This is a genomic window from Actinotalea soli (genome assembly GCF_017565425.1).
In the GTDB taxonomy this organism is placed as follows: Bacteria; Actinomycetota; Actinomycetes; order Actinomycetales; family Cellulomonadaceae; genus Actinotalea; species Actinotalea soli.
This window is the reverse complement of sequence record NZ_JAGEMK010000007.1, coordinates 1-17,990: the sequence shown is the minus strand read 5'-3', so window position 1 is coordinate 17,990 and position 17,990 is coordinate 1. Positions and strand designations below refer to the sequence as shown.

The 17,990-nt window shown below is 72.2% G+C and carries 15 protein-coding genes; 8 read left to right on the top strand and 7 right to left on the bottom strand.

Going from position 1 to position 17,990, the window contains the following annotated elements; all coding sequences use genetic code 11:
• Positions 1-14: 14 nt before the first annotated feature.
• Positions 15-881: a potassium channel family protein gene (locus J4G33_RS12615; RefSeq protein WP_208056340.1), complete on the bottom strand. Its 867-nt coding sequence runs from the start codon at positions 879-881 to the stop codon at positions 15-17.
• A 43-nt stretch (positions 882-924) separates the two neighbouring features.
• Entirely contained in the window at positions 925-1,680 is a 756-nt protein-coding gene (locus J4G33_RS12610; protein ID WP_208056339.1) for an ABC transporter permease, read from the bottom strand.
• A 128-nt stretch (positions 1,681-1,808) separates the two neighbouring features.
• On the opposite strand from J4G33_RS12610, the gene J4G33_RS12605 reads away from it, so the two are divergent.
• Positions 1,809-4,139 carry a putative bifunctional diguanylate cyclase/phosphodiesterase gene (locus tag J4G33_RS12605; RefSeq protein WP_208056338.1) on the top strand — a complete coding sequence of 777 codons (2,331 nt, stop codon included), beginning with the start codon at positions 1,809-1,811 and terminating at the stop codon, positions 4,137-4,139.
• A gap of 9 nt (positions 4,140-4,148) precedes the next feature.
• Positions 4,149-5,660: an alpha/beta hydrolase gene (locus J4G33_RS12600; RefSeq protein WP_208056337.1), complete on the top strand. Its 1,512-nt coding sequence runs from the start codon at positions 4,149-4,151 to the stop codon at positions 5,658-5,660.
• A gap of 4 nt (positions 5,661-5,664) precedes the next feature.
• On the opposite strand, the gene J4G33_RS12595 is transcribed toward J4G33_RS12600, so the two are convergent.
• Positions 5,665-6,699, bottom strand: coding sequence for a LacI family DNA-binding transcriptional regulator (locus tag J4G33_RS12595; protein WP_208056336.1), 1,035 nt, complete (start codon positions 6,697-6,699; stop codon positions 5,665-5,667).
• A 278-nt stretch (positions 6,700-6,977) separates the two neighbouring features.
• On the opposite strand from J4G33_RS12595, the gene J4G33_RS12590 reads away from it, so the two are divergent.
• The 6 genes from J4G33_RS12590 (at position 6,978) to J4G33_RS12565 (ending at position 13,352) form a co-directional block, all read left to right on the top strand.
• Positions 6,978-8,291: a sugar ABC transporter substrate-binding protein gene (locus J4G33_RS12590; protein ID WP_208056335.1), complete on the top strand. Its 1,314-nt coding sequence runs from the start codon at positions 6,978-6,980 to the stop codon at positions 8,289-8,291.
• A gap of 97 nt (positions 8,292-8,388) precedes the next feature.
• Positions 8,389-9,315, top strand: coding sequence for a carbohydrate ABC transporter permease (locus J4G33_RS12585; protein WP_208056334.1), 927 nt, complete (start codon positions 8,389-8,391; stop codon positions 9,313-9,315).
• On the top strand, positions 9,312-10,127 hold the full coding sequence (locus J4G33_RS12580; RefSeq protein ID WP_208056333.1) for a carbohydrate ABC transporter permease: 816 nt from the start codon (positions 9,312-9,314) through the stop codon (positions 10,125-10,127). Before J4G33_RS12585 ends, J4G33_RS12580 begins: the two co-directional genes overlap by 4 nt.
• Positions 10,128-10,150: 23 nt before the next feature.
• Positions 10,151-12,088 carry a glycoside hydrolase family 127 protein gene (locus J4G33_RS12575; RefSeq protein ID WP_208056332.1) on the top strand — a complete coding sequence of 646 codons (1,938 nt, stop codon included), beginning with the start codon at positions 10,151-10,153 and terminating at the stop codon, positions 12,086-12,088.
• A gap of 65 nt (positions 12,089-12,153) precedes the next feature.
• Complete coding sequence (locus tag J4G33_RS12570) at positions 12,154-12,402, top strand: hypothetical protein (protein ID WP_208056331.1); 249 nt, start codon at positions 12,154-12,156, stop codon at positions 12,400-12,402.
• Positions 12,403-12,587: 185 nt separating this feature from the next.
• Positions 12,588-13,352, top strand: coding sequence for a VIT1/CCC1 transporter family protein (locus tag J4G33_RS12565; protein WP_208056330.1), 765 nt, complete (start codon positions 12,588-12,590; stop codon positions 13,350-13,352).
• A 105-nt stretch (positions 13,353-13,457) separates the two neighbouring features.
• Here the strand turns inward: J4G33_RS12565 and J4G33_RS12560 are convergent, their stop codons facing one another.
• The 4 genes from J4G33_RS12560 to J4G33_RS12545 are packed head-to-tail and all read right to left on the bottom strand — an operon-like array spanning position 13,458 to position 17,903.
• The gene (locus J4G33_RS12560) at positions 13,458-14,522 is read right to left on the bottom strand and encodes a LacI family DNA-binding transcriptional regulator (RefSeq protein ID WP_307793883.1); all 1,065 of its coding nucleotides are present in this window, start codon (positions 14,520-14,522) and stop codon (positions 13,458-13,460) included.
• Positions 14,519-15,970 carry a GH1 family beta-glucosidase gene (locus tag J4G33_RS12555; protein WP_208056329.1) on the bottom strand — a complete coding sequence of 484 codons (1,452 nt, stop codon included), beginning with the start codon at positions 15,968-15,970 and terminating at the stop codon, positions 14,519-14,521. Before J4G33_RS12555 ends, J4G33_RS12560 begins: the two co-directional genes overlap by 4 nt.
• Positions 15,967-16,881 (bottom strand): carbohydrate ABC transporter permease, encoded by a 915-nt coding sequence (locus tag J4G33_RS12550; RefSeq protein WP_208056328.1) that lies wholly within the window; start codon positions 16,879-16,881, stop codon positions 15,967-15,969. Before J4G33_RS12550 ends, J4G33_RS12555 begins: the two co-directional genes overlap by 4 nt.
• A complete protein-coding gene (locus tag J4G33_RS12545) occupies positions 16,878-17,903 on the bottom strand; it encodes a carbohydrate ABC transporter permease (RefSeq protein WP_208056327.1) in 1,026 nt (341 codons plus the stop codon). The genes J4G33_RS12550 and J4G33_RS12545 overlap by 4 nt, the downstream gene beginning before the upstream one ends.
• Positions 17,904-17,990 lie beyond the last annotated feature (87 nt).

Genomic DNA, 17,990 nt, shown 5'->3' with positions numbered 1-17,990 from the left:
GCTGGTCGGCCGGTTCACCGTCTCGCGGCGGTACCGCGCTCGCGCCGGTAGGCCTCGAAGACCTCGTCGCGATCCCCACCCGTGTGCAGGAACCGCTCGTCGAGGGTCTCGGCGAGGTCGTCGAGGGCAGCGACGAGGCAGCGTCCGGCCCAGCGTCGTTCGCCGTCCGGGTCGTCCACCGCGCGCACCGCGAGGGCGTCGAGATGACCCAGGGCGTCCGCCAACGAGGACCGCGTCGACAGGTCGTGGAAGTAGTAGCTCTCGTCGTACTGCTCGAGGTCGACCCGGACGGCCGCGAGGCCGCTGGCCACCCCCGCGATGATCGCGGCCGGGGGCTGGTCGTGGCCGGACAGGCCCGCGCTGCCCAGGGCGTGGGCGCGGGCGGCGAGGACCCGCCGTCGTGTGACGGCCGGGTGCACCTGGCCGATCCAGCTGACGGCAGCGGTGAGCAGCGCGAACCCGACGAGGGCCTGGAGCGGTGCGGCCAGCAGCAGCCAGCCCGCCGCGGGGACGACGTCGCCGTAGCCGAGGGTCGCGAGCGTGACCAGGGACAGGTAGAGGGCCTCGGCCCACGCGCCACGCGCGAGCGGGTCGATCCCCGAGGCGTGCACGAGGCCCTCGGGGACGGCCGGCAGGTAGATCAGCGCCCACCCGAGGGTCACGAGCGCCGTCCAGACGAGGATCGCCACGACCATCGCGGCCGGGCCGACCACCGGCCTCAGGATGCGGCGCAGAGCAGGACGCTCGCCGACCCACCACACCGCGCGCATGACCCGCACGCTCAACGTCCCGCTGCCGGCAGGCCGCCAGAGCGCGTGGAAGACGTCACGCAGGGTCACCAGGACGAGGAGGGCGCCGAGGGCGGTCAGGAGGGTGGGCACCGGTCCATCCTGGCCGGGCGGGCGTGGACCCGCCCGCCCGGTCTCAGGTGGGCAGCACCCGGGACAGCTCGGGTGAGACGAGGAGCCGCCGAGCGACCAGGTGCACGGTGACGAGGACGGCGAGAGCCTCGGCGGCGAGCAGACCGACGAGCACCAGCAGCTGCACGGCCCCGGCCTCGGCTGCCGACCCGCCCCCGAGGAGGACGCCGACGAAGGCCCCGGGCAGGGTCACCAGCCCCACCGTGCGGGTCTGGTCGAGGGGTGGGACCAGGGCCAGGCCGGCGGTCTCCCGCGAGATCTCGAGGGTCGCCTCGGCGGGGTCGAGGCCGATGCTGAGCGCCGCCTCGTACTCCCCGACACGCGCACCGAGGGTGTCCGTCATCCGGCGCCCGGCCAGCGAGGTCGCCGTCATCGCCCCGCCCAGGATGATCCCCGCGACGGGCAGGATGCTCGCGGGCTGCCAGGGCACCGCCCCGGAGGCCAGGATCAGGGCCACCACGGGCACGGTGCCCGCGAGGATGGGGACGCCCGCCCAGGGACGGCGGTGCGACAGGCCCAGGCGCCGGGTCGAGGTCCGGGTCGCGACCACGAGCATCAGGGTGACGTACCCGAGGGTGAGCTCCACCGATCCGAGGACGACGACGAGCAGGGCCGAGACCACCGCCAGCTGGACGGTGGCGCGGCTCGCCGCGACGAGCACGGCGCGGCGCAGGTCGAGGGCGGCGAGGTGCACCGCCAGGACGGCGAGGCCCACGAGGACGACCACGACGGCCCCGAGCGCGGGGGAGGGCGTGACCATCAGGCCTCCTCGAGGCGGTGCGGTGCGGTCTGGTGCGGGGTCCGACCCGTGGCAGGCGCGGGCCGGTCGACCCTATCGACGTCCGCGCCGCGGCTCAGGTCCGCCGGGGGGATGCCGATAGTGAGGGGGTGACCTCTGCAGGGAGCCGCGTGTGGCTCTGGTACCTCGGCCTCGGCGTCCTCGTCCTGGTCGTGCAGCTCGCGCTGCCCGTGGGACCCGCACGGGAGCTGCTGTTCGTGCTCGTGGGGGCGAGCGCCGTCGTCGCGACCCTCGTCGGGATCCGGGTGTACCGTCCGCGCAGCCCGCTCGCCTGGTACCTCATGGCGGCGGGCATGGCCTTCTGGGTGTCCGGTGACGTGCTGTGGGGGGTCTTCGACCACGTCCTGGGCATCGACCCCTTCCCCTCCTTCGCGGACGTCCTCTACCTCACGGGCTACCCCTTCCTCGCCGCGGGTCTGTTCCAGCTCTCCAGGCGCGCGCTGGCGGGGCGCAACCTCGCGGCCGTGATCGACGCCCTGATCGTCGCGACGGGCCTGGCGCTCGTGCTGTGGGTCGTGTTCATCCAGCCCACCTGGACCGACGCCGAGGGCGACCTCCTGACCCGGGTGGTCGGGGTCGCCTACCCGGTGCTCGACGTGGTGCTGGTGACCCAGCTGGTGCACATGGGGGCCAGCACGCTGGTGCGCACCACGGCCCTGCGGCTCCTCGGTGGGGCCTTCCTCACCGTCCTTGCGGCTGACCTGCTCTTCCAGGCCGTGGCGTACCTTCCGCAGCTCGAGGCGCGAGCGCACTGGATCGACGCCGGCTGGATCATCGCGTACCTGCTCTGGGGGTCGGCCGCGCTCCACCCCTCGATGGCGTCCCGGATGTCGGTCTCGGGGACCGACCGCTTCGGGGGCACCAGACGGATGGTCTTCCTGGCTTTCGCGGTCATGGTCCTGCCGGTGACCCTGCTCGTCGAGCACGCGCTCCGGCAGCCCGCGCACATCGTCGAGGTGGCCCTCGCCGCGGTGGTGATCGTGGCCCTGGTCGCGCTGCGGACCATCGGCCTGGTCCGCAGGCTCCGCGAGCAGTCCGGGCACCTCGAGCTCCTCGCGGACACCGACTTCGTCACCGGGGTCGAGAACCCCCGGCGGGTGTCCGAGCGGGTCGACGACCTCCTCACCCGCGCACCACCGACCCCTGTCGCGCTGCTCGCGGTCTCCGTGGAGCGCTTCGCCGAGATCAACGAGACCCTCGGCGCGCGCACCGGCGACGAGATCCTGCGCGCCGTGGCCGGCCGTCTGGAGAGGGTGGTCGGGGACCGAGGCACCGTGGGCCGGGTCACCGGCGGCGGGTTCGGGATCGTCGTCCCGCGGCTTGCGGCCGAGGCGGAGGCCGACCGGTTCGCGGCGAGTCTCCGCGCCGCCTTCGACGAGCCTGTGGCGGTCGCCGAGGTCACGGTCTCGGTCGACGTGACGATCGGCATCGCTCTCGGGCCGGTCGACGGCGCGACGACCGAGGAGCTCCACCAGCGGGTGGACACCGCGCTCTCCGCCGCCGCCGAGCGCCCTGAGCGCATCGCCCGCTACGCCCAGCGCATGGATGCCACCTGGACGCACGCCCCCCAGCTGATGGCCGAGCTCGAGCAGGCCCTCACGGCGGGGGACGTGGTGGTCCACTACCAGCCGCAGGTCGAGGTGCTCACGGGGCGCGTGCTCGGCGTCGAGGCCCTCGTGCGGTGGCAGCACCCGGTGCACGGGACGATCCCGCCGGTCGCCTTCGTGCCTGCGGCCGAGCGCACGGGACTCATCCGCCTGCTGACGCTCTACGTCCTGGACCGCAGCCTGGCCCAGTGCGCGACGTGGCGCGAAGAAGGCATCAACCTGACCGTCGCGGTGAACCTCTCGGTCCGCAACCTCCTGGACCCGGGGTTCGTGGCCGCGGTGCGGGCAGCTCTGCGACACCACCACCTGCCGGCCAGCTGCCTCGAGCTCGAGATCACCGAGACGATGTCGATGGTCGACCCGGTCCGCTCGCTGGAGGTGCTCACCGACCTCGACCGGCTGGGGGTCGCGCTGTCGGTCGACGACTACGGCACCGGCCACAGCTCGCTGGCGTACCTCCAGCGCCTGCCGCTGCGGCGGCTCAAGATCGACAGGTCCTTCGTCATGGGCGTCGTGGACGACGTCGCGAGCGCCGCGATCGTCCGGTCCACCATCGAGCTCGCCCGGCACCTCGGCCTGAGCGTCGTGGCCGAGGGGGTCGAGGACGACGCGACCCTGCTCGCCCTCGCCGAGATGCGGTGCTTCGCCGCTCAGGGCTTCGGCCTCGCCCGCCCGGCGCCCGCCGAGCAGATCCCTGGTCTCGTGGCCGGGATCGAGGCGCGGGTCCCGACCGTGCTGGGCATCGGTGTGCCGCAGCCGTCGCTCCCGCGGGACCGCCCGGTTCGTGCTGCCGTGAAGCCCGCTGGCCCGTAGGTTTCCCCCATGCCCTCCTCGACCCGCACCGTGCGCGCCGGGGATCTCACCGTCGTGGTCGAGGAGTGGGGCGCCGAGCAGGAGGCCGCGGGGAGCACGGTGGTCCTGGTGCACGGGATCGGCGTCTCGCACCGGTACTTCGCGCCGCTCGCCCGCACGCTGGCGTCGGCGTCGGCGTCGGCGTCGGTGCGGGTGCTGGCCCCGGACCTGCCGGGCTTCGGTCGGAGCGAGCTCCCCGCCCGGCCCTTCGCGGTCGAGGACCACGCCAGGGTGCTCGCGGTGGTCCTCGAGCAGCTCGGGGCCACGGCCAGCGGGCCCGTGGTCCTGCTCGGCCACTCGATGGGCTGCCAGGTCGCCGTCGAGCTGGCCGCCCGTCGCCCGGACCTCGTCGATCGCCTGCTCCTCGTCGGCCCCGTCGCGGAGCCCGCCGCCCGGTCGGCCGTCCGCCAGGCGTGGCGCCTGCTGCGTGACGCCCCGCGCGAGCCGTGGTCCGCGAACTCGATCATGGTGAGCGACTGGCTCCGCACGGGACCGCGCTGGTACGCCGGGACCTTGCCGACCATGCTGGGGTACCGGCTCGAGGACCGACTGCTCGAGGTCGCCGTCCCGGTCCTGCTGGTCCGCGGCGAGCACGACCCGGTCTGCCCGCCGAGATACCTCACGGACCTCGCCGAGAGGGTGCGGGACGCCTCGGGTGCCCCGGTCCCCGTGGTCGAGGTGCCGGGCGAGGGGCACATCGCGATGTACCGGCACCCTGCTCTGGTGGCCGCGCTGTGCCTCCCGGGGCGGGCGGTCGGGGAGGAGCGCCCGCCGACGCTCGCCGCGCAGGCCGCCTCGCTGGTGCGGCACGGGCTGTGGTGGGCCTGGGACTACCTCTACGCGGGCCTCGCGCAGCTGCGTGGGTGGCGGGGGCGCTCCGAGGCGGGGGAGTACCTCGACCCGCCCGCACCGGTGAGCCCCGACGTCGTCCTGGTGCCCGGGGTCTACGAGCCCTGGACCTTCATGCGCCCCCTCGCGGTGCTGCTGCACGCGCGGGGCCACCGGGTCCACGTGCTCCCCGAGCTCGGGTACCACCGCGCCCCGGTCTCGACGGGGGCCGCCGTCCTGGGTGAGGTGCTGCGGGCCCGGGACCTGCGCGACGTCGTCGTGGTGGCGCACAGCAAGGGTGGGCTGGTGGGCAAGCTCGCGATGCTGCACGAGGATCCCGACGCTCGCATCGCCCGGATGGTCGCGGTCAACACGCCCTTCGCGGGGTCGGTGCGCGCGAGGTGGTTCCCGGGCCAGACCTTCCGCTCCTTCTCCCCGCGGGACGCGACGGTGCTGGCCCTCACCGCCGAGCACGAGGTCAACGCACGCATCACCTCGGCCTACAGCAGGTTCGACCCGCACATCCCCGGCGGCAGCGAGCTCGAGGGGGCGGCCAACGTGCGACTCCGGACGCCCGGGCACTTCCGCGCCCTGGCCGACCCGGAGCTCGCCGAGGTCGTGCTCGCGACCCTGGCCGAGGTGCGGGGGGCTTAGCCGCTCAGGCCCCGCGCGCGGTCGAGCCGCGGACGACGACGCGGCAGGGCATCGTCTCGACGCCGTGGGCAGGGCTTCCCCCGATGGCGTCTACGAGGTGCTGGGCGGCTCGGCGGCCCAGGGTCTCGAAGTTCATGTCTACGCTCGTCAGGGGAGGGCGTGTGCCCGAGATCATGACCTCCCAGTTGTCGAACCCCATGACCGAGACAGCCCCGGGCACGTCGATGCCGCGCTCCCGGAGGACGTCCAGCGCGCCCCGTGCGATCTGGTCGCTGCCGCACAGGATCGCGTCGACGCCTGGCTCGTGGTCGAGGACGGTGTGGGTCGCGGCGCGGCCCCACTCCTCCGACCAGCTGCCGTAGCGGACCTGGCCGCCGACGAGCTCGAGACCCGCTGCCGCGAGGGCTGCCTTCGCTCCGGCCGCTCGGTCCCGCGCGGCCGCGTAGCGCACGTCGCCCGAGACGTGCGCGATGCGCCGTCGGCCGGTGGCGAGAAGGTGCTCGACGGCGAGGGTCCCGGCGTGGACGTTGTCCGGGACGATCGAGCAGTCCTGCGGGTCCGTCGAGGGCGCGTAGGCGTAGACGACGGGCACGGGGAGTGTGCCGAGGGTCGGACGGGGGTCGGTGTTGCTGCCCACCACAATGAGGCCGTCGACCCGTCGGCCGAGCAGGGCCTTGAGGTGGTACTGCTCGCGGATCGCGTCGTCGCGGGCGTCGCACAGGAACACGGACATCTGTCCCGCGCCGAAGGCGTCCTCGGCGCCCATGAGGATGGGGAGGCTGAAGCGACCCTCGAGGTCGTTGGTCAGGAGCCCGACCGTCCCGGTGGACCCCGCGAGGATCGCCTGCGCGAGGGAGTTGGGCGTGAAGGAGATGCGCTCGGCGGCTTCGACCACGCGGCGGCGGGTGTCCGGGTGCACGTTGTCGCGGCCGTTGAGGGCTTTGGACGCCGTCGCGACCGAGACCCCCGCGAGCAGGGCGACGTCGCGCAGCGTCGCCGCCCGCGGCCGCGATGCGGTCGCGTCGTCTCCTGCGGGCACGGTGCCTCCTCGGGCGTGGTCAGTGTGCGATCACGGTTCGGTGACGAAAAGCATGGCACATTCCGCGCCCGTTGACCTGTGTCCGCATGCGGTGCTAGCGTCCAGAAAACGGTTTCGGAGGGTTTCGCTCTGAAAGGCCGGTCGACGTCGACCAGCCCCGACCGCCGCCCCGGGGGAGCGGAGGTGGCCGCGAGGACCGCACACCTGACATCAACGAGGACGCAGGCCCGGCAGTACCGCGGACCGGCGCCTCCCCGCACCAGACCAGAGGAGTTCCGGTGAGAAACACGACCATCAGGGGCGCACGGACCGGCCGGACCGCACGGCGCAGGACGCTCGCACTGACCTCGGTGACCCTGGCGGGGGCTCTTGCCCTGACCGCCTGCGGCTCGGACGGGAGCGACGACGGCGCCACCGACGAGGACGGCGAGGCACCGCCCACCTCCCAAGAGGGCACCGTCACGGTCTGGCGCTACTTCAGCGACGACAACCAGGTCCGTCTCATGGACGAGTACGCAGAGATGTTCGAGGCGGCGAACGACGGCGTGACGGTGGACAACGTCTTCGTCCCGTACGACCAGCTGAACGCCAACCTCGTCTCGGCCGCTGGTGCCCAGACCGGACCGGACGTCGTCGTCTTCAACGGCGCCGAGGTGGCGACCCTCGCCCTCGGCGGAGCACTCGCCCCGATCGACGAGTACTGGGCCGAGTTCGCCGACGCCGACCAGTTCCCCGACTCCGTCATCCACGAGGTCAACGGTGAGACCTTCGCCGTGCAGGGCTACGTCAACCTGCTGGGTCTCTGGTACAACGCCGACATCCTGGACGAGATCGGCCTGGAGCCGCCCACGACCCTCGACGAGCTCGAGGACGCCATGGCCGCTGCAGCCGAGGCCGGCTACGAGGGCATCACCCTCTCGGCGCTGCCGCAGTCCCAGGGCGAGTGGCAGGCCTACCCGTGGCTCTCGGCAGAGGGGTTCAGCTACACCGACCCCGACCCCGAAACCCTCGAGGCCGGGCTGGCCCGGGTGCGCGCCTGGGTCGACAACGGCTGGCTCTCGCAGGAGGCCGTGACCTGGGACCAGACGGTGCCCTTCCAGCAGTTCGCCTCGGGTGACGTGGCCTTCGCCGAGAACGGCAACTGGCAGCTAGGAACCGCCGCGTCCGACGCCGACTTCGAGTACGGCGTGGTGCCGCTCCCGTTGGGCGACGCAGGTCAGGTCTACCTCGGCGGCGAGGGCCAGGGCATCGGCGCCTTCAGCGAGAACCCGGACCTCGCCTGGCAGTACCTCGCGGGGACCTACCTCGACGCCGAGGGACAGGTGCTGCCGGTCGAGATCGTCGGCTCGATCCCCTCGCGGATGGACACGGCCCAGGACGAGGCCGTGACCGGCAACGACCTGCTCAGCCCGTTCGCCGACTCGATCGCCATGTACGGCGCGAACTACCCCGACGGCGTGATCCCGCCCGAGGCCGTCGCCGACGTCCAGCTGACCGTCGGCCAGGCATGGAGTGCTGCCTTGGGTGGCCAGCAGAGCCCTGAGGCCGCGGCCACCGCGACGGTCGCGGCCCTCGAGAGCCTGCTCGAGTAGCTCTCGCTGCCGGTGGGTACGTGCCGCATCCCCTTCGTGAGGACTGCGAGCACGTGCCCACCGTCCGCCTCGTCCTCTCTCCACGAAGGGCCCCGTTATGACAGCTCCGCTGACCGCCACGCGTGCCCCGGTCACCCCTCGGGCGCGCTCGGGTCGCCAACGACAGGTCCGGCTGGTGTTCCTGCTCCCCGCCGCCGTCTTCATGGGCCTGTTCAGCATCTACCCGCTGATCCAGCTGGTCCGGATGAGCGTCAGTGCTGTCACGGTGGGCACCCTCAACCAGGAGTGGGTGTTCACCGGCCTGGACAACTTCTCCCGGTCGTTCTCCGGGGAGGGGGCACCAGCATTGACCCGCACCCTGGTGTTCGTCGTCGTGGTGACCGGGCTCGGCATGCTTCTGGGACTGGCTGCCGCGATCACGCTGCGGACCCGGGGCCGGTGGTCCGGCTTCCTGCTGGCCCTCATGGTCTTCGTCTGGGCCCTGCCCCCGGTGGTCAACGGCTCGGTGTGGAAGTTCCTGCTTGCTGACTCGGGGCTGTTCAACACCGTGCTGCTAGCCAGCGGGCTGCGTGATTCTCCTGTGCCGTTCCTGTACGACCAGCACTGGGCGCTCATGTCCGTGGCCTTCGTCAACGCGTTCGCGGTGATCCCGTTCAACGCGCTCGTGTTCCGGGCCGCCTTGATGAACATCCCGCCCGAGACCTTCGAGGCCGCAGCCCTCGATGGAGCCAGCCGGTGGCAGGAGATCCGCCACATCATGCTGCCCTCGGTGCGCTCCTCGACGCTGGTGCTGCTGGTCTTGACCATCGTCTACGGGTTCCGCAGCTTCGACTTCATCTACGTCATGACCTACGGCGGCCCCGGCACAGCGACCAACACCCTCCCGTTCCTCGGCTACATGCAAGCCTTCGTCCGCTACGACTTCGGGCTCGGGGCAGCGACCTCGGTCGCGGCCGTGCTGGGCGTCCTGGTGCTCGCCGCGGTCTACGCCCGCAGCATCCGTCGAGAGGAGTCGGAGTCGTGAAGCAGACCGCCGGACCCGTGCTGACAGCCTGGAAGGCGCTGCTCACGGTCATGTATGGGCTCCCGATCCTCTGGATCGTGCTGACCTCCTTCAAGAGCTCGGGAGATGTGTTCAGCACGAGCTCAGCGCTGATCTTCAGCCCGACCACCGAGGCCTACCGCGACGTGCTCACGGCGGACCTCCTCAAGCCGCTGAGCCAGTCAGTGCTCATCGCGACCGGGACCACGGTCCTGGTGCTGCTCATCGCGATCCCCGCGGCCTACGGGCTGGCCCGGACCCGTGGCCACCTGACCTCGATCGGCCTGGCCCTGCTCATCGTGCTGCAGATGATGCCGCAGACGGCGACCGTGATCCCGCTGTTCCAGGTCTTCGGCAGCTGGACCCTGCTCGACTCGACCGTGGGCGTGATCCTCGCCGACACAGCTCTGCTGGCCCCCTTCGCGACCCTGCTCCTCCGGCCCTTCTTCCGCTCGGTGCCGCCAGAGCTCGAAGAGGCCGGGTCGATCGACGGTGCCTCCCTGATGCGGACTTTCGTCTCGATCGTCGTCCCGGTCGCACGGAACGGGATCTTCACCGTCGGCACCCTGGTGTTCCTGCTGGCCTGGGGCGAGTTCCTGTACGCCGTGAACTTCTTCCTCTCCCCAGGGGAGTACCCGCTCAGCGTGCTGCTCGCCCAGCAGGTCTCGGCCTTCGGCATCAACTGGCCCGGACTCATGGCCCTGGCGGTCGTGACCTCGATCCCGATCCTCATCGTCTTCACGTCCACCTACCGGCTGCTCCGTGACGGTCTGACCGTCGGGGCCGTCAAGTGACCCACCCGATCCTGGAGAGCGCCATGACCTCGACCCCCTTCCTCAGCCTGCCCACGGACCACGCTGGGACCGCGCTCGACGGCCGGCCCGTCGTTCCCTCGCGGGGTCGGCTGCGCCCCCTCGGTCTCGCCGAGGTGAGCATCACCGACGGGTTCTGGGCCGACCTCCAGGGCCTGAACGCGTCGTCCTTGATCGAGCACTGCGAGACCTGGATCGAGCGGACCGGGTGGGCCGCGAACTTCGACGCGGCCGTCGAGGGCCGCCTGCCGAAGGACCGCCGGGGCCGCGAGTTCTCGGACTCGGAGATCTACAAGCTGCTCGAGGCGATGTCGTGGGAGGTCGGCCGCACGGGTGACGCAGCTCTCGACGGGCGCCTGCGCGCCCTCGCCGCGCGGGTGGCACGGGCCCAGGAGCCCGACGGCTACGTCAGCACGATGTTCGGCAGGCCGGGCCAGGGTCCGCGTTACAGCGACCTGCAGTGGGGCCACGAGCTCTACTGCTTCGGCCACCTGATCCAGGCTGGCGTCGCCCGCGCTCGCACTGTGGGGGAGGACGAGCTCGTGCAGGTGGCGCGTCGGGCGGCGGACCACGTGTGCGAGACCTTTGGGCCGGACGGCCTGCAGGGGGTGTGCGGCCACCCCGAGATCGAGGTGGCGCTGGTCGAGCTGTCCCGGGTAACGGGTGAGGCACGCTACCTCGACCAGGCCCGGCTCTTCGTCGAGCGCCGGGGCCATGGCGTGCTCGGCGACATCGAGTTCGGTGCGCAGTACTACCAGGACGATCAGCCCGTGCGGGAGACCACCGTGCTGACGGGCCACGCCGTACGTGCGCTCTACCTCGCCGCCGGGGCGACCGACCTCGCGGTCGAGGACGAGGACGCCGACCTGCTCGCGGCGGTGGCCCTGCAGACCACCGCGACCCTCGCGCGTCGCACCTACCTGACGGGCGGCATGGGGGCGCACCACGAGGGCGAGTCCTTCGGCCAGGACTACGAGCTGCCGCCGGACCGGGCCTATTCCGAGACCTGTGCCGGGATCGCGTCGGTGATGCTCAATCACCGGCTGCTCCTCGCCACGGGCGAGCCCGTGCACGCCGACGCCGTCGAACGCACGCTGTACAACGTGCTTGCGACCTCGGTCGCCGAGGACGGTCACGGCTTCTACTACACCAACACCCTCCACCAGCGGTCGCCCGGTGTGGAGCCCGACAAGCACCAGCCGGCTGCTCGGGCGGCCTCGAGCCTGCGCGCCCCGTGGTTCGCGGTCTCCTGCTGCCCCAGCAACGTCACCCGCACGATCGCTTCCCTGGGGGCCTACCTGGCCACGGCCGACGACGGCGGTGTGCAGCTTCACCAGTACGCCGGGTCCACGATCCGCACGGGCCTGGCCGACGGCCGGGCGGTGGGCCTGGAGGTCCGGACCCGGTACCCGGCCGAGGGGCACGTCCTCGTCACAGTTGTGGAGGGCCCGGCCGAGCCGTGGAGCCTGAGCCTCCGCGTCCCGGCCTGGGCCGAGGGGGCCACCTTGACCGACGTCGAGGGCACCCGCTTCGTGGAGCCGGGCTACGTGACCGTCACGCGGTCCTTCTCGGTGGGTGAGACCGTCGAGCTCGACCTGCCGGTGCGCGCACGGTGGACCACCGCCGACCCCAGGGTCGACGCGGTCCGCGGGCAGGTCGCCGTCGAGCGGGGCCCCGTGGTGATGTGCCTGGAGTCCACCGACCTGGGCGTCGACGTCGAGGGGGTCCAGGTCCGCACCGACCAGCCGCCGGTCGAGGTCGACGGCCAGGTCCAGGTCCCGGTGACTACCCTCGAGCTCGGGACGACGGCCTGGCCCTACGGGGTCGGTGCGAGAGCGGTCGAGGGTCGGACGGATCGCGGACTCGTCCCGCTCGTGCCGTACCACCGGTGGGCCAACCGCGGCCCGTCGACGATGCGCGTCTGGATGCCGATCGCCGACTGAGTCCGCCCCGGGTGCGGGGAGCCCCGTGACCTGCGCCCCCGCGCCCGAACGTCCATAGTGGAGCCATGCCCACCTTCGTGACCCGCATCCGGGTGCCTGCCGCGATCGCCGACGCCGTCGCCACCCCCTTCGTCCGTCAGATGCTCGAGCACCCCACCGACGGGGAGATCCTCGAGCAGGAGGGGGATGCGGAGGCGGGGGCGGTGCGCATCGCCTTCGAGGCCGACGACCTGCGCGACGCCGAGACCCACGCCCGTCTGCTGACCGAGCGGGCGCCGGGCACCGAGGTCCAGGACGTCGTCCAGGCCCCCTGACCGGTTGAGCCCTCGAACCGACCAGGCCCTCGGACTACGCCGCGAGCCCACTCGGGATCGGGGCCGATCAGGGTCGGATGGTGACCCCGACCCACCCCGTTGCGGGTCGGGCCGCTGGTCAGCGGCCCGTTGAGGCTTGCCTGTCCTTGCTGGCGGGGGCGCCCCCACCTGCCTAGGTTCGAGGTATGGAGCCGTCGCGAGCGGTCGAGAAGAGCAGCCCGAGCGTCCCCGGTCCAGGGCGAGAGCCGGCGGGGGACGAGGTCTGGGCGCGCACGGGCCTCAAGGCCCGGCTGAACTGGTTGCGCGCGGGCGTGCTGGGGGCCAACGACGGGATCATCTCGATCGCGGGGCTCGTGGTCGGGGTCGCCGCTGCGACGACCGACAGCACCGCGATCCTGGTCGCCGGTCTGGCGGCCCTGGTCGCGGGCGCGATCTCCATGGCCCTCGGCGAGTTCGTCTCGGTGAGCAGCGCGCGGGACACCGAGCGGGCCCTCATCGCACGCGAGCAGGCGGCCCTGCGCGCCGACCCCGAGGGGGAGCTCGAGGAGCTCGCCGGGATGTACCGGGCCAAGGGGCTCAGCCCGCACACCGCGCGCCAGGTCGCGATCGAGCTGACCGGGCGGGACGCGATCGCTGCCCATCTCGACGTCGAGCACGGGCTGGACCCCGAGGACCTCACCAACCCGTGGCACGCGGGCCTCGCCTCGGCCGTCGCCTTCGTCGCGGGGGCGGCCCTGCCCCTGGCCGCCATGGTGCTCTCACCACCTGAGGTGCGGATCGGCGTGACCTTCGTCGCCGTGCTCGTGGCGCTCACCGTCACGGGGTCGGTCAGTGCCTGGTTCGGGCGGGCGCACCGGTCGCGGGCGGTGCTGCGGCTCCTCGTCGGAGGCGCCCTCGCCATGGCGGCGACCTACGGGATCGGGGCCCTGCTCGGAGCGACCGTGGTCTGAGGCCACGCACGGTCCGAGCCACGCACGGTCCGAGGGCACGACGGTCCGAGGGCACGCGCCTGGCCTGACGCGTCGTGCGGGTTCGCGCCCGACGGGGCCCGCGCCTCAGGCGGACTCGCGCAGCACCAGGCGTGCGGGGAACATGACGGAGATCTCCTCGACCTCCTCGCCCGCGAGCAGGGCGTGCAGGATCTGCCCGGCACGGGTGGCCATGTCCTCGATGGGCTGGCCCATGGTGCTCAGGGCGGGCGTGGTCGTGGTGGCGACACCCAGGTCGTCGAAGCCGAAGACCGCGACGTCCTCGGGGACCCGGACGCCCCGGTCCGAGAGCTCGCCGACGGCCCCCGAGGCCATGAGGTCCGAGGCGACGAAGACCGCGTCGAGGTCGGGGTGCGCCTCGATGAGCCGGGCCATGGCCGCCCCGCCCCCCTCGACGGTGAAGTCAGCGAGCTCGACGGCGTCCTGGGCGAGGCCGGCGGCGCCCATCGCGGCACGCCAGCCCGAGAGCCGGTCGATCGCGGCGGACATGTCGGCCGGGCCGGCGATGGTGCCGATGCGGGTGCGGCCCAGGCCGATGAGGTGCTCGGTCGCGAGCTGGGCGGCATGGTCGTTGTCGGTGTCGACGTAGCGGGCCGTGGCGGGCACGTCGAGCGGCCGTCCGATGAACACGCACGGCAGCCCGGACTCGACGAGCTCACGGTTGAGGCGGTCGTCGCGGTGGTGGGAGGCGACCACGGCCCCGTCGACGTGCCCGGTGGTGAGGTAGCGCACGGTCCGCGTGGACCAGCCGTCCTGCCGGGCGATGAGGAGCACGAGCTGCAGGTCGGTGTGCTCCAGGGCCCGGGCCATGCCGTTGATCGTGCTCGCGAAGAACGGGTCGGTGAGCACGCGGGTGTTGGGCTCGGGCAGCACGAGGGCCACCGATCCGGTGCGCCGTGTCGCGAGGCTGCGTGCGACGGGGTTGGGGGTGAAGCCGAGCTCGGCCACCGCAGCCTCGACCGCCGCCCGCGCCTGGGGGCTCACCAGGTGCCCGCCGTTGATCGCGCGCGAGGCCGTCGCCCGGGAGACACCGGCGAGGGCGGCCACCTGGCGGATGGTCGGGGCGACCCGCCGTCCGGCCGAGGCGACGCCGAGCGTCACCTCGGGCCGGGGCGGGCTGATCTCGGTCACCCGGGAACGCTACCCCCGTTCGCTACCCTCCCCGTCCGCGCGATCTCGGCGTAGCGCAGAGCGCTCAGCTTGGGGGTCCGCTCGAGGGTGTCGAAGTCGACCCGGACGATGCCGAAGCGCTTGGCGTAGCCGTAGGCCCACTCGAAGTTGTCGAGCAGGGACCACGCGAAGTACCCGCGCACGTCCGCCCCGGCCTGGATCGCGGCGTGCACGGCACGGACGTGGTCCTCGACGTAGCGAGCACGCTCGAGGTCCTCGACCGAGCCGTCCGCCTCGACCTCGTCGTCGAAGGCGGCGCCGTTCTCGGTGATGTACAGGGCCACCCCTGCCGGGCCGGTGTACTCGCTGTGCAGCCGCTCGAGCAGGCGTCGCAGCCCGTCCGGCTGGACCTCCCAGTCCATGGCTGTGCGGGGCAGGCCCCGGGGCACCGCATGCACGTCCTCGGCCCCGACCATGGGCGAGGAGGTCGGACGCTCGACCTCGGCCCCCTGGAAGGGGTGCTCGGGGGCGAGGGTGCTGAAGGCGTCACCGTGGTAGTAGTTCACGCCGATGAAGTCGACCCCCGTGCCGATGGTCTCGAGGTCGCCGTCCTGCACGGGGAGCTCGAGACCGCGGGAGGCGAAGGCAGCGACGGTGTCGGGGTGGTAGCGCCCGTGCAGCACCGGGTCGAGGAACACCCGGTTGTGCACGGCGTCGATGCGCCGCGCCGCGTCGACGTCCTCCGGACGCTCCGGGTCCGCCGGGTCCGCGACCGTGAAGTTGAGGGTGATGCCCACCTGCGCCGACGGGTCGGCGGCCCGCAGGGCCTGGTTGGCGAGCCCGTGGGCCAGGAGCAGGTGGTGCACCGCGGCGACGGCGGCCGCGGGCTCCTGGCGTCCGGGGGCGTGCTGCCCGCCCGCGTAGCCCAGGAAGGCCGAGCACCAGGGCTCGTTGAAGGTGGTCCAGGTGCTGATCCTGTCGCCCAGGGCCTCCTGCACGGTCACCGCGTACTCGGCGAACCGGGCTGCGGTGTCCCTGGTCGCCCACCCGCCACGGTCCTCGAGGGCCTGGGGGAGGTCCCAGTGGTAGAGGGTCGGCCACGGGGTGATCCCGCGCTCGAGCAGGCTGTCCACCAGGCGCGAGTAGAAGTCGAGCCCTGCGGGGTTGGCGGCGCCGCCGTCGGGCCGGACCCGGGGCCACGCGATCGAGAAGCGGTAGGCCCCCAGGTGCAGGGCGGCCATGAGGTCCACGTCCTCGCGGTACCGGTGCACGTGGTCGCACGCCACGTCGCCGTCGTCCTTGTTGACCACGGCCCCGGGCTCGCGGCAGAAGGTGTCCCAGATCGACGGGCTGCGACCGTGCTCGTGCACGGCTCCCTCGATCTGGAAGGAGGCCGTGGCGGCCCCCCACACGAAGCCGGGCGGGAAGGTGAGGGCCGAGGTGCTGGCCTCGGCGGGCTGGTACGTCATCCCTTGACCGCCCCCTGCATGATGCCCGAGACGAGCTGCTTGCCCGCGACCGCGAAGAGCAGCACCAACGGCACGGTGGCGGCCACGACCCCCGCCATGATCAGCGCGTAGTCCTTGAAGTAGGAGGCCTGCAGGAGCTGGAGCGCGACCGGGAGCGTGGGGTTCGACGAGCCCAGCACGATGAAGGGCCAGAAGAAGTTCGTCCACGACGCGACGAAGGTGAACAGGGCCAGCATCGCCGCGGCAGGGCGCGCGGCGGGCATCGCGATGTGCCAGAAGGTGCGCAGCATCGAGCAGCCGTCCACCCGGGCGGCCTCGATGAGCTCGTAGGGCAGAGCGCTCTCGAGGTACTGGGTCATCCAGAACACCCCGAAGGCGGTGACCATCCCCGGGATGATCACCGCGGTGACCGTGCCGACCAGGTCGAGCCGCGACATCACGATGAACAACGGCACGACGCCCAGCTGCGGCGGGACGGCCATGGTCGCGATGATGAAGACCAGCAGCCCGCGACGCCCCCGGAAGCTGAGCTTGGCGAAGGCGAAGCCGGCGAGGGTCGCGAAGAAGACCACCGACACCGAGGTGAGGACGGCGATGATCAGGCTGTTGCCGACCGCCTCCCAGAACTTGATGTCCGAGCTGATCACGCGGGTCAGGTTGTCCAGCAGGTTGGGCCCGGGGATCAGCGAGGGCACCGGGTTCCGGGCGATGGTGTCCGAGTCCGAGGACGCGAGCAGGAAGGCGTAGTAGAGCGGGTACACGGAGATCGCCAGGGTGACGGTGAGGAAGGTGTAGGACACCCACCCGGGTCGACGGTTGATCCCGCCGCCGCCCGTCCCGCGCTTGCGTGCCGCGGCGCGGGCCGCACCGAGTCCGGCGGTCTGCCGGATCATGGGGACCGAGATGCTCATCGGGAACCTCCGTGCTTCTTGACGGCCTGGGCCGAGGACGCGATCCGTCGGGTGATGGCGAAGTTGATCAGGCCGATCGCGATGATGATGAGGAAGAGCAGCCAGGCCACGGCCGCCGCCCTGCCGAAGCTCTTCTGGGCCCCCCAGCCGAGGTCGTAGAGGTACAGGGTCGTCGTCAGCCACTGGTTGTCCGAGCCGCCGCGACCGAACTGGTCGAACATCCGCGGCTCGTCGAAGATCTGCAGCCCGCCGACGGTCGCGGTGATGACCACGAAGATGATCGTGGGCCGCAGCATCGGCACCGTGACCGAGAAGAACTGCCGGAGCCGGCCGGCGCCGTCGAGCACCGCGGCCTCGTAGAGGTCCCGCGGGATGGCCTGCATGGCGGCTAGGAAGATGAGCGCGTTGTAGCCGGTCCAGCGGAAGTTGACCATCGAGGCGATGGCCACGTGGCTCGCGAGGGCGTCGGCGTGCCAGCGGATCGGCTCGATGCCGATGCCACCGAGCAGGCTGTTGATCATCCCCGCCTGGTCGGCGAACAGCCGCGAGAAGATGAGGGCCACGGCGACAGGGGCGACCACGTAGGGCAGCAGCACCCCCATGCGCCAGAAGGTCCGGGCCCTCAGGTTGCCGTCGAGCACGGCGGCGATGGTGATCGCGAGCAGCACCTGGGGCACCGAGGAGAGCAGGAAGATGCTGAAGGTGTTGCGCAGCGCGGTGAGGAAGACGGGCGACTGCACGACGTCGATGTAGTTCTGCAGCCCGACGGCCTCGCCCTGACCGCCGATCAGGTGCCAGTCGTGCACCGAGACGTACGCGGTGTACGCGAGAGGGAAGAGGCCCACCACGGCGAACACCAGGAAGAACGGTGCGATGTACAGGTAGGGCGACAGTCGCACGTCGAGCTTGCCGCGCAGGTTGCGCAGGTTCTGACGTCGGTCACTGCGGGGGGTGGGAGGCGGTGGTGCCGTGGGGGAGCCCGACTTCTCGGGCTCGGTGCCGACGGGGGCGGTGACCGACATGGTGCTCTCCAGCGTCGTCGCGGGATCGGGGCGGGCGTGGCGGCGGGGCGTGGTGCGGCTGGGGCGCCGTCAGGCACCCCAGCCGCA